General features: G+C 67.1%; 11 protein-coding genes. 5 read left to right on the top strand and 6 right to left on the bottom strand.

Annotated features, from left to right (window positions below; genetic code table 11):
* Positions 1-378: DUF1206 domain-containing protein (locus tag DN824_RS21925; RefSeq protein WP_138410439.1), on the bottom strand; the 378-nt coding region annotated here is incomplete at its 3' end.
* 226 nt (positions 379-604) lie between these two features.
* On the opposite strand from DN824_RS21925, the gene DN824_RS21920 reads away from it, so the two are divergent.
* The 3 genes from DN824_RS21920 to DN824_RS21910 all read left to right on the top strand — a co-directional run bounded on the left by DN824_RS21920 (position 605) and on the right by DN824_RS21910 (position 4,692).
* Entirely contained in the window at positions 605-1,120 is a 516-nt protein-coding gene (locus tag DN824_RS21920) for a sigma-70 family RNA polymerase sigma factor (RefSeq protein ID WP_138410438.1), read from the top strand.
* On the top strand, positions 1,117-2,073 hold the full coding sequence (locus DN824_RS21915) for a FecR domain-containing protein (RefSeq protein ID WP_138410437.1): 957 nt from the start codon (positions 1,117-1,119) through the stop codon (positions 2,071-2,073). The genes DN824_RS21920 and DN824_RS21915 overlap by 4 nt, the downstream gene beginning before the upstream one ends.
* A 123-nt stretch (positions 2,074-2,196) precedes the next feature.
* Positions 2,197-4,692 (top strand): TonB-dependent siderophore receptor, encoded by a 2,496-nt coding sequence (locus DN824_RS21910; RefSeq protein WP_138410436.1) that lies wholly within the window; start codon positions 2,197-2,199, stop codon positions 4,690-4,692.
* A 42-nt stretch (positions 4,693-4,734) separates the two neighbouring features.
* On the opposite strand, the gene DN824_RS21905 is transcribed toward DN824_RS21910, so the two are convergent.
* The gene (locus DN824_RS21905) at positions 4,735-5,580 is read right to left on the bottom strand and encodes a DMT family transporter (RefSeq protein WP_138410435.1); all 846 of its coding nucleotides are present in this window, start codon (positions 5,578-5,580) and stop codon (positions 4,735-4,737) included.
* A gap of 143 nt (positions 5,581-5,723) precedes the next feature.
* On the opposite strand from DN824_RS21905, the gene DN824_RS21900 reads away from it, so the two are divergent.
* Both DN824_RS21900 and DN824_RS21895 read left to right on the top strand, forming a co-directional pair.
* Entirely contained in the window at positions 5,724-6,842 is a 1,119-nt protein-coding gene (locus DN824_RS21900) for an oxidoreductase (protein WP_138410434.1), read from the top strand.
* A 107-nt stretch (positions 6,843-6,949) separates the two neighbouring features.
* Positions 6,950-7,702 carry a FadR/GntR family transcriptional regulator gene (locus DN824_RS21895; RefSeq protein WP_138410440.1) on the top strand — a complete coding sequence of 251 codons (753 nt, stop codon included), beginning with the start codon at positions 6,950-6,952 and terminating at the stop codon, positions 7,700-7,702.
* A 253-nt stretch (positions 7,703-7,955) separates the two neighbouring features.
* Here the strand turns inward: DN824_RS21895 and DN824_RS21890 are convergent, their stop codons facing one another.
* The 4 genes from DN824_RS21890 to DN824_RS21875 all read right to left on the bottom strand — a co-directional run bounded on the left by DN824_RS21890 (position 7,956) and on the right by DN824_RS21875 (position 11,816).
* Positions 7,956-8,864, bottom strand: a complete 909-nt coding sequence (locus DN824_RS21890; protein WP_138410433.1) for an EamA family transporter — start codon at positions 8,862-8,864, stop codon at positions 7,956-7,958.
* Positions 8,865-8,971: 107 nt separating this feature from the next.
* Positions 8,972-10,252, bottom strand: coding sequence for a TRAP transporter large permease (locus DN824_RS21885; protein ID WP_138410432.1), 1,281 nt, complete (start codon positions 10,250-10,252; stop codon positions 8,972-8,974).
* Positions 10,253-10,780, bottom strand: coding sequence for a TRAP transporter small permease (locus tag DN824_RS21880; protein ID WP_138410431.1), 528 nt, complete (start codon positions 10,778-10,780; stop codon positions 10,253-10,255).
* Between the two features lie 61 nt (positions 10,781-10,841).
* Positions 10,842-11,816, bottom strand: coding sequence for a TRAP transporter substrate-binding protein (locus DN824_RS21875; protein WP_138410430.1), 975 nt, complete (start codon positions 11,814-11,816; stop codon positions 10,842-10,844).
* Between the last annotated feature and the right edge of the window lie 33 nt (positions 11,817-11,849).

Genomic DNA, 11,849 nt, shown 5'->3' with positions numbered 1-11,849 from the left:
GCCCCCGCCGGTCAGCGAGGCCAGATCGCTTCCCAGGATGCCCAGCGCGAACAGTGCCAGCAGCAGGTTGGTGATGCCGCTGCCGATCAGCCCGGCACGCACCAGCAGGCCCTTGGCATCGGTACCGTGGCGGTCGGTATCGCCGATCCCCTGGGTCAGCCGCCAGGCGACGTGCGCCAGCAGGCCGATGACCAGCAACCAGAGCAGGACGGTGCCGAAGGGCTGCGCGAGCAGCTGTTCCACGGCGCCTTCGCTGCCGACGGTACGCCCCGAGCCGAGGGCTGCGGTGAACGCGAAGATGCCGATGATCACGTACACGACGCCGCGGGCGGCATACCCGCTGCGCGCCAGCAACATCACTCCGTGGGTGACGTTCATTGCGTTTTTCTCGAAGCAGGCCGACGGTGGCACCAAGCAGTAGACGCAGCGCCGCCGTCTCGGTTCTGTGGGCCATCTCTCGAAGCCCTGCAGAGGATCGCGGGCACTGTTTCCCGCGACGCCCCGACCGGCCGCGCCTTCAGGCGCCGATCGAACGCGCGAAAGGCACGTCTGGTGTGCGCTGTTGAGAAGCGTTAGCATTCGCGTTTCCGCGCGAGGGCAGATCATGGCAGGCGACGGCATCCTCAGACAGCAGCAGCTGCACCGCTTCTACAGCGACCATCACGGCTGGCTGCAGGGCTGGCTGAGGCGACACCTGGGGTGCTCGCATCACGCGGCCGACCTGGCCCAGGACACCTTCGTGCGCATTCTCGCCAGGGATCAGGACATCGCCTCGATCCGCGAACCGCGCGCCTACCTGCACACCATCGCCAAGGGCTTGCTCGCCAACCACTGGCGGCGCCGGCAGATCGAACTGGCCTACCTCGAGGCGCTGGCCCTGCAGCCCGAACAGCGGGCGCCCTCTCCGGAGACCCGTGCGCTGATCGTCGAGACCCTGCTCGAAGTGGACGCCATGCTGGCCCGCCTGCCGGACCGGGTGCGGCGCGCCTTTCTCATGTCCCAGCTGCAGGGGCTCACCTATGCGGCGATAGGCGAGGCGCTGGGGGTTTCCGAACGGATGGTCAAGAAGTACATGGCGCAGGCCATGCTGCATTGCCTGGCGCTGCAGGACGCCTCATGAGTACCGATGTGCGCGTGCTCGAGGAGGCGGCCCGGTGGTTCTCGATACTGGGCTCGGGCGAGGTCAGCGAGGCTGACCGGCTGGCCTGGCGGCGTTGGCTCGATGAACCGGCGCATGCGCTCGCCTGGCAGCGGGTCGAACGCATCAGCGGCCGGTTCGAGCGCCTGGCCCTCGACCCGGCGGCGCGTGAGGCCGGTGCGAGGCTGCACGACGGGCAGGCGAGCCGTCGGCAGGCCCTGAAGGTGCTCACGCTGCTGGTAGGTGGCGGCGCCCTGGCCCTGGGTGGCGCCGGTGCGTTGCCCTGGCGCGAGTGGTCGGCCTCCCTGCGCAGCGGCGTCGGCGAGGTGCGCGACCTGCGGCTGGCGGATGGTTCGCACCTGTGGCTGAACACCGACACCGCCGCCGATTTCGACGTGGCCACCCGACACTTGCGGCTGCACCGTGGCGAGGTCCTGGTCGATGCCGCGGTCGGCAGCCCGCCGTTTCGCCTGGAATCGGCGCAGGGGTGGGTGCGTCCGCAGGCGCAGGCCCGGATCGCGGTGCGCCAGCGATCCGGCCGGACGCAACTGGGCGTCTTCAGCGGAGCGGTGCAGGTGATGCCCTTTGAGGCCACCAGTGGCACCTGGCTGCGGGCGGGCGAGCAGGCGCGCTTCGACAGCGTCGCGGTATCGGCCAGCGAGCCGCTGCAACGGGCCCGGCAGGCCTGGGTCGACGGCGTGCTGCTGGCCGACAGCATCCGCCTGGGCGACTTCATCGACGAGCTTTCGCGCTACCGCCGCGGTTACCTCGCCTGCGATCCGCGGGTCGCCGACCTGCCGGTGGTGGGCGCGTTTCCGCTGGGCGATACCGAGCGAATCCTATCGGCGCTGGCCTCGACGCTGCCGGTACGGGTTCATCGCCGCACGAGCTGGTGGGTCACCCTCGAGCCAGCCCCGGGGCTGCATCAGGGCTGAGCGGCGTGCCCCGGTTTCAGTGCTGCGAGAAATATTCATATTCGCAGTTCCCTTTTCCATTTCCCGAGGGGCAATAGGCGCAAAGGTCTTCGCACCTGCCCCCTGGAAACAGAAGGATTCGCCATGCGTAACGCCCATAAGCCGTTCGACCCCGCCACACCGCGCTCCCTTGCCCTGGCCGTTCGCGCCGCCTGCCTGGCCCTGCCGCTGGCCGTCCTCACCCCTTCGCTGGCCCTCGCGGCCGAGCCGGGCGAGATCCGCCAGGCGCAGCGCAGCTACGAGATTCCCGCCGGACCGCTGTCGGGTGCGCTGAGCCGGTTCGCCGGCGAGGCCGGCGTGCTGCTGTCGGTCAACGGCGAGCGGGTCCGCGGGTTGCAGTCGCCCGGGCTGAGCGGCCAGTACGGCGTCGACGACGGCTTCGCCGCGCTGCTGCGGGGCACCGGCCTGCAGGCCACGCGGGATGCGCAGGGCAATTATTCCCTGAGGCCGGCGCCGACGGCTGCGCCGCAGGCGGCGGCCGAGCTGGAGCCGATGGTCGTGCAGGGTTTCGCCCTGGGCAATGCGCTGGGCGAGATGGAGGGGTACAACGCGACCCATAGCAGCGTGGCCACCAAGACCAGCATGCCGCTGGCCGAAACCTCGCAGACGGTCTCGGTCGTCACCCGCCAGCAGATGGACGACCAGGGTTCGCGCACCGTCGCCCAGGCGCTGCGTTACACGCCCGGCCTGATGAGCACGCCCTATGGCGCGACGACCCGCTACGACTACGTGGCCATGCGCGGCATCACGGACGGCTCGGTGGACAACCTCTATCTCGACGGGCAGAAGCTTCTCGGCGACAGCGGGACCTACAGCAGCCTGCAGGTCGACCCTTATTTCATCGAGCGGATCGACGTGCTCAAGGGCCCGTCTTCGGTGCTCTATGGCCGCAGCCTGCCGGGCGGGCTGGTGGCGATGACCACCAAGAAGCCGCAGTACGAGACCCGCCGCCAGCTTCAGCTGTCCTACGGCAGTGACGATTACAAGCAGGCCGCGTTCGACCTCACCGGCCCGCTGGATGAGGAACAGCGCCTGGCCTATCGGCTGGTCGGGGTCGTCAAGGACGCCGACAACCAGGTCGATGGCGTCGAGGAGAAGCGTTACGCGCTGATGCCCTCGCTGGCCGTCAACCTCGGCGAGGATACCCGCCTGACCTTGCTGGCGATGCTTCAGCGTGACCCCGAAAGCGGCTATCACGGCGGCCTGCCGGCAGACGGCACCGTCACCTCCCATAATGGCCGGCGCATCTCGCGCAGCTTCTTCGAGGGCGACGAGCAGTACGAGAAGTTCGAGCGCGACCAGCAGATGATCGGCTACCAGCTCGAACACCGCTTCAACGACGTGGTGTCCGCGCGGCAGAACTTCCAGTACCTGGATTCGACGGTCGAGTCGGGACAGGTCTACCAGTACGGTTACCTCACCGCCGACGAGCTGGACCGCTATCACACCGGCGCCGACGAGGTGCTGCACGCCTGGACGCTGGACAACCAGCTGCAGTTCCTCTTCGATACCGGCGCCCTGAGCCATACGCTGGTCACCGGCCTGGACTACCAACGGCGCAAGTCCAAGGTCAGCTACGACGCCGCAACGGGCGTGGGCAGCATCAACCCCTACACCGGCGTCGCCAACCCCGGCAACCTGGCGTTCTACCACCAGTACGACGAATCCCGCGAGCTGGAACAGACCGGCCTGTACGTGCAGGACCTGATCAGCCTGCACAACTGGCGGTTCTCCCTCGGCGTGCGGCAGGACTGGGTGGACGTCTCGTTCAGGCAGACGGAGTCGCTCTACGGCGACCAGGCCGATCGCTCCAGGCTGGAGCAGTTCACCGGCCGGGTCGGCGTGCTCTACGCGTTCGACAACGGGCTATCGCCCTATGTCAGCTATTCGGAATCGTTCAACCCCAATGCCACCGGTGCCTACAACTTCGACGGCACGGCCTATGACATCACGTTGCTGGACCCGACCGAGGGCGAGCAGGTGGAGGTGGGCCTCAAGTACCAACCGCTGGGCACGGACGACCTCTACACGCTCTCGCTGTTCGACCTGAAGCAGTCGAACCTGTCGAGCAAAGATTCCAACGAAAGCTTCTTCCGCTCGGTGGGTGAGGTCACCTCCCGTGGCGTCGAGCTGGAGGCGCGCGTCAGCCCGGTCCGGGACCTCAACGTGCTGGCGAGCTACACCTACCTGGATGTGGAGTACAGCAAGGACTACGTGGGGACGGTCGGGGTGAACAACCGCGGCAACACCCCCAACGCGGTCGCGCGCAACATGGCCTCGCTGTGGGGCGACTACCGCTTGTCCGGTGGCCCGTTGGCAGGCCTGCAGATCGGTGCCGGCGCGCGTTACTTCGGCAGGAGCTGGGCGGATGCGGAGAACACCCTGCGCATTCCGTCCTACACCCTGTTCGACGCCATGCTCGGCTACGACCTGTCCCGTGTCGGCCTGGACGGCCTCGGGGTGCGCCTGAACCTCAACAACCTGACCGACGAGAAGTACGTGGCGGCCTGCAACAGCCTCAACCAGTGCTACTACGGCGAGGCGCGCAACGTCATGGCGACCCTGACCTACGACTTCTGAGCCGGGCAATCGGCTCGGAACGCCGCCGACGGTGGTGGTGGGCTAACGGCTGGCGGTGCGGCGCACCTGCAGCACCAGGGCGATGCCGCCGAGCACCGCGACCGCCGCCAGCAGCAACCGCGGCGTCAGCGCTTCGGCCAGCAGCAGGCTGCCGGCCAGGGCGGTGAGTACCGGAACGCTGAGCTGAACCGTGGCGGCCTGCAGGGCGCCGAGCCCGGGCAGCGCGCTGTACCAGATGGCGTAGCCGAGACCGGAGGTGATTGCGCCGCACAGCACGGCGTAGACCAGCCCGGGCACGTCCCAGCGCAAGGTCGGCAGCAGCACCAGTGCAAGCGCGAGGGCCAGGGGAATGGCCCGGACGAAGTTGCCGGCGGTAACGCACAGCGGGTCGCCGGCGCCGCGCCCGAGCAGCGAATAGACGCCCCAGCCGGCGCCGGCGAGCACCATCAGCAAGGCCGCGCCCAGCGGCGGTGCGCTGGCACCCGGCAGCAGCAGGGTGATCATCCCGCCCAACGCCAGCAGCAACCCCAGGGTCTGCAAACCGGTCAGGCGCTCCCCGCGCAGCCAGCCGACCGACAACATGCACAGCTGAACCGCGCCGAACAGCAGCAACGCGCCGGTTCCGGCGGCGAGTGCCTGGTAGGCGAAGGAAAACCCGGCGGCATAGACGAACAGCGACAGGGCTCCGGCCCAGTTGCCCCCCAACGGCCGCCGGGCGCGCAGGCGGACCAGCACCCACAGCACCAGCGCGCCGGAGAGCAGGCGCACCGCTGTGAAACTGGAGGCGTCGATGGCGGTGTCGCGCAGGGCGATCCGGCAGAGCAGCGAGTTGCCGGTGAAGGCCAGCATGGCCAGGGTGGTCAGCAGCAGGATGCGCGTGGCGGGCATGGGGTGCTCGGCAGGACAAAGCCTCGAGTCTAGCGTCGTCGGTGAAACGGGGCGCTTGGACTTTAGCCGCGGCGGGCGAACTCATCGGCGACCTCGGCCTCAGACACTAGACACGCCCGCCGCGTACCAGACGAGGAAGTCCGATGAATCCAGTGCTCGCCCCCTTCGAACTCAAGCACCTGCGGTTGCGCAACCGCGCCGTGCTGGCGCCCATGACCCGGGTCAGCGCCGAGCCCGAAGGCCACGCCAACGACCTGATGCTCGGCTACTACAGCGCCTTCGCCAAGGGCGGCTTCAGCCTGCTGATCAGCGAAGGCATCTACACCGACACCGAATACAGCCAGGGCTATTTCAACCAGCCGGGGCTGGCCACCGAAGCCCATCGCGACAGCTGGAAACTGACCGTGGAGGCCGTGCACAACGCCGGCGCCGCCTTCATCGCGCAGTTGATGCACGCTGGCGCGCAGACCCAGGGCAACCTGCACCACGCCCGCCGCGTGGCGCCTTCGGCGGTGCAGCCGGGCAGCAAGCAGATGAGCATCTACGGCGGCGAGGGCCCCTATGCGGTACCGGCCGAGATGACCGAAGAAGAGATCCAGCAGGCGATCGCGGGCTTCGCCCAGGCGGCGATCCATGCGCGCGAAGCCGGCTTCGACGGCATCGAACTGCATGGCGCCAACGGCTACCTGCTGCACGAATTCATGAGCGCCGAATTCAATCAGCGCAGCGATCGCTGGGGTGGCGACTTCAAGGCGCGCCTGAGCCTGCCGCTGACGGTCATCCGCGAGGTGCGCAAGGCGGTGGGCGAGGACTTCGTGCTCGGCCTGCGGTTGTCCCAGGCGATGGTGACCAACAGCCAGCTCAAGTGGGACGGCGGGGTCGAGGAAGCCAAGATTCGCCTGGCGACCCTGGCCAACGCCGGGCTCGATTTCCTGCACATCAGCGAGCCCGACGCCAGCGCGCCGGCCTTCGGTGAAGGCCCGAGCCTCTGCGCCCTGGCGAAGGGGAGTGCGGGTGTGCCGGTCATCGGCAACGGCGGAATCGTCACCGGCGAGCAGGCGCGGGCGCTGATCGAGGGCGGCGAAGCGGATCTGGTGGCGATCGGCAAGGCGGCCTTGGCCAACCATGACTGGCCCTTGCGCGTCGAGCGGGGCGCGGCCATGACGCCGTTCGACTTCGGCATGCTGGCGCCGCTTGCCACCGTCACCAACGAGCTGGCCTGGCGCCAGGCCAACGGCCGCCAGGCGACGGCGCAACCCTGACTGGCCGGTCACACGGTCGATACGTCCGGCAACGTCCAGAGGGATGTTGTCGTACAACTGGATGGGATAAGATGCCAGACTTTCCTTCTTCCGGAACCGCCACCGACATGGACAACTCGAGCCCACCGCCGCCAAGGGTGCGCCGCAAGCACCGCAGCCTGGCTCAGGAGCTGGTCATTGAGCTTTCGCAGCAGATTCGCGACGGCCACATCAAGCGTGGCGAGAAGCTGCCGACCGAGTCGGCCATCATGCAGGCGCAGGGCGTCAGCCGCACCGTGGTGCGCGAGGCGATTTCCCGGCTGCAGGCCTCCGGCCTGGTGGAAACGCGCCACGGCATCGGCACCTTCGTGCTGGATACGCCCAGCACCACCGGCCTGCGCATCGACCCGGCGACCATCGTCACCCTGCGCGACGTGCTGTCGATCCTCGAGCTGCGCATCAGCCTGGAAGTGGAGTCCGCCGGGCTGGCGGCGCAGCGGCGCACCCCCGAGCAGCTCGCCGAGATGCGCAAGTTCCTCGATACGCTCAACGAGAGCGTGGCGCATTCGAGCGATGCCGTGGTGTCCGATTTCCAGTTCCACCAGCAGATCGCCGAAGCCACCGACAACCGCTACTTCACCGACATCATGAAGCACCTGGGCACCGCGATCATTCCGCGGGCGCGGCTCAATTCGGCGCGGCTGGTGCATGACGACCAGCAGCGCTACCTGGGCCGCCTGAGCCGCGAACACGAAGAAATCTACAGCGCCATCGCCCGGCAGGATTCCGATGCCGCGCGTGCCGCCATGCGCCTGCACCTGACCAACAGCCGCGAACGCCTGCGCCAGGCCCACGAAGAGGCCGAGGCGGAGAGGGAATAACGACAGGCTCGAAGCAATGGGCCTTACGTGAGGTCGCGATTGCCGCGAGGCGCAGCGGCCTATTCGTGGCAAGACCGCTCTCACGAAGGGCGCGGGGTGACGCGGTCAATCACCGTTCCCACGAAGAACCCAGGATGGCGCCGCCAGCGGGCTTTTGGGGCGGCCATCCGTAGCGTTTAAGCGCCAGCTTCCGTAGGAGCGCGGTCTTGACCGCGAAGGCCGCCCCGCCAATTCGCGACCAGCCCAGCCTTCCTCACGCCTTGCGTGAAGTCAGGATGACGATGCCCGTCACCACGATCAGCCCGCCGAACATCTGGATCGGACTGAGCGTCTGGCCCAGTACCACCCAGCCCATCAGCAGCGTCGCCACCGGTTCGATGTTCATCACCGGGGCGTTGCGCGCCATGTCGAGGCGCGGCACGCTGACGAACAGCGTGATGAAGGCCGCGCCGTAGAGCACCACCAGCAGGCACAGCGCCAGCCAGCCGGTATCGCTGCCGGGCAGGGCCAGCCCGCCGGGCAGCACGCCGCTGTAGCCGGCGATGCTGGCGCTGGAAAAGACGATCGCCATGGTCAGCATGCTGCGCACCGAGCCGCGCAGGCTGGACAGCTTGTGGTCGGTGATCCACAGGGCGCAGGCGAAGACGCTCGCACCGCAGAACGCCAGGCCGATGCCCAGCGCCCAGTCGTCGCCCGTCGGCGCGCCCTCGCCCAGGCGCGAGGGGACATCCAGCGCGAAGGCCAGGCCCACCAGGATCAGGCCCATGATCAGCGAGGCGCGCGCGGTCGGGCGCGGGCCGCCCAGTGCCCAGGTGAGCAACGCCAGCAGGATCGGAAACACGTTGGCCACCAGCAGCGCCAGGGCCACCGGAATCCGTGCCACGGCCGAGTAGAGGCACAGGCTCTGGATGGCGATCAGCAGGCCCAGCATCAGCTGCCAGCGCCAGGCTCCGGGGGGCAGGCGCAGTGGCTGGCGCTGCCAGAACACCAGGGCCGTGAGCACCAGCAGGGTGCCGCCGGATCGGCAGAGGATCGCCAGCAGCACCCCCGCGCCGCTGTCGAATGCGACGCGGGCGGCGACGTGGTTACCGGCGAAGGAACAGCCCAGGCAGAGCAGAACGAGAACGGCGATGTGACGGGGAAACGGGGTGGACGACGTCATGGAACCTGCTTGTTTTCGAAAGGGGTTCGGGTGATCGGAAAGCACTGCTCCCGCTTGCCGGGGGCAAGCGGGAGCGGAGGGGCAGGGGCTGCGCGCCGCTTAGCGCATTACAGCACCAGGTTGGGCAGCCACAGCGAGATGGCGGGGATGTAGGTGACCGCCATCAGCACCATGAACAGCGCGGCGTAGAAGGGCAGCAGCGCCTTGACGGTGCTCTCGATGGTCACCTTGCCGATCGCCGCGCCGACGAAGAGCACCGCGCCCACCGGCGGGGTGATCAGCCCGATACCCAGGTTGACCAGCATGATCATGCCGAAGTGTACCGGGTCGACGCCGATACCGGTGATCACGGGCATCAGGATGGGCGTGAGGATCAGGATCAGCGGCGCCATGTCCATCAGCGTGCCCAGCGCCAGCAGCATGAAGTTGATGCACATGAGGATCACGTAGCGGTTGTCCGACAAGGTCAGGAACGCGGTGGTGATCTTCGAGGGGATCTGCATCAGCGTCATGATGTAGCCGAAGCTGGCGGCGAAGGCGATCAGGATCATCACGATCGACAGGGTGCGCACGGTGCGGTGCATCAGCTTGGGCAGCTCGCGCCACTTGTAGTCGCGGTAGATGAACATGGTCACGAAGAAGGCCCAGACCACGGCGATGGCGGCCGACTCGGTGGCGGTGAAGACGCCCGACAGGATACCGCCCAGGATGATGACCATGGTCATCAGGCCCCACATGGCCTCGACGCAGATCTTCAGCGCCTGCCTGAGCGGAATCACCTCGCCCTTGGGGTAGTTGCGCTTCCGGGCGAAGAGCAGGCACATGGTCATCATCACCGCGCTCAGCAGCAGGCCAGGGCCGATGCCGGCGACGAACAGCGAGGCGATCGAGACCGTGCCGCCGGCGGCGAGCGAGTAGAGCACCGAGTTATGGCTGGGCGGGGTGAGCAGCGCCTGTACCGAGCCGCTGACGGTGACCGCGGTGGAGAACTCGCGTGGATAGCCTTTCTTCTCCATTTCCGGAATCAGCACCGAACCCACCGAGGCGGTGTCGGCCAGGGACGAGCCGGAGATGGCGCCGAAGAAGGTCGAGGCCATGATGTTGACCAGCGACAGGCCGCCGCGCACGAACCCGACCAGCACCCCGGCGAAGGCCACCAGGCGGCGGGACATGCCGCCCTCGGCCATGATCGCGCCGGCCAGCACGAAGAAGGGGATCGCCAGCAGGGAGAACTTGTTGATGCCGCCGGCGATCTGGATCATCACCGCGTCGAAGGGGATGTCGATGTACCAGGCGCCGATCAGCGCCGACAGGCCCAGCGCATACGCCACCGGCATGCGCACCATGATCAGTACGGCAAAACTGCCGAGCAGGATGAGAGCGTCCATTTACACGGTCTCCTTGCTGTCTTCCACCAGCTCGAAATTGACCGCGCGGCGGTGGCTCTGGTCGCCGAGAAAGAGGCGTTCGAGGATGAAGATCAGGGTCAGGAAGCCCCCGATCGGAATGGGCGAGTAGGTGATGCCCACGCGCAGCATCGGCAGGGTGCTCAGGTACTGGTTCCACATCGCCAGGCAGAGCTTGGTGCCCCAGATGACCATGAACACGCAGATGATCGCCATCAGCACCTGGACCAGCACGGTGACCCCGCCCTGCATCGAGGCGGGCAGGCGGTCGGTGCACATGCTCACGGCCATGTGGGCGCCGGCGCGATAGCTTGCCGCCGCCCCGATGAAGGTGAACAGGATCATCAGCAGAATCGCCACCGGCTCGGGCCAGCCGGCGCCGGTACCGAGGACGTAACGCGCAAAAATGCCCCAGGGGATGATCAGGGACATGACCGCGACCGATAGCCCGGCGACCCAGATACAGGCCATGTAGATCACGTCGTTGATGCGCAGAATCGTGTTTTTCATGAGACTTCACCGCGAGCGCGACGACCGGCCGTGCCGATCGCCGCGGGGTTCTTCAGAGTGTTTACTCGACCGCTTCGATCCGCTTGATCAGCTCGGCGTAAGGCGCGCCGTACTTCTCGCGAATCGGCGCGGTGGCGTCGAAGAAGGGCTTCTTGTCGACCTCGATGAACTCGACGCCGGCTTCCTTGAGCTTCGCCTCGCTTGCCGCCGACTTCTCGTCCCACAGCCGGCGCTCTTCGAACTGCGCTTCCTTGGCGTATTTCTTGACGATTTCCTGCTGCTCGGGGGTGAGCTTGTTCCAGGTCGCCTTGGAGATCACGATCGGCTCGGGAAGGATCAGGTGCCCGGTCAGGGTGTAGTACTTGGCGTTGCGGAAGTGGTTGTGCTCGAGCATGGTCGGCGGGTTGTTCTCAGCGCCGTCGATCACGCCGGTCTGCAGGGCGCTGAAGATCTCGCCGGTGTCCATGGCGATGCCGTTGGCGCCCAGGGCGTTGAAGGTCTCGATGAACATCGGGTTGCCGATCACGCGGATCTTCATGCCCTTGAGGTCCTCGAGGCTGCGCACCGGCTTCTTGGTGTAGAGGTTGCGCACGCCGCCGTCCATCCAGGCCAGGCCGACCATGTTGAATTCGGAGTTGGTGATCTTGTCGAGGATCTCCTGGCCGATCTCGCCGTCGATGATCTTGCGCATGTGGTCGTGGTCGCGGAACACGAACGGCATGTTGAACACGTTGACGTCCGGCACCACCGGGCCGAGGGTGCCGAGGCTGACGCGGGTCATCTGCACCGCGCCGATCTGGACCTGCTCGACCACTTCCTTCTCGGAGCCGAGCACGCCGCCGGAGAACATGCGGAACTTGAGTTCGCCGTTGGTGGCCTTCTCGATGGCCTTGCCCATGTTTTCCTGGGAGACGACCGTCGGATAGCCGGCCGGGTGGATCTCGGCGATCTTCAGGGTCATGTCGGCCTGTGCCAGCCCGGACAGGCAGAAGGCGAAGGGGAGTGCGGCAAGGAGCAACTTGCGTTTGAAGTTCATGTGAATCTCCATCTTGTTGTTGTTGGTTTGCAG

Source organism: Stutzerimonas nosocomialis, from assembly GCF_005876855.1.
Classification (GTDB): Bacteria; Pseudomonadota; Gammaproteobacteria; order Pseudomonadales; family Pseudomonadaceae; genus Stutzerimonas; species Stutzerimonas nosocomialis.
Note: the sequence above shows the minus strand (reverse complement) of the source record. Positions and strands in the feature narration are given on the sequence as shown.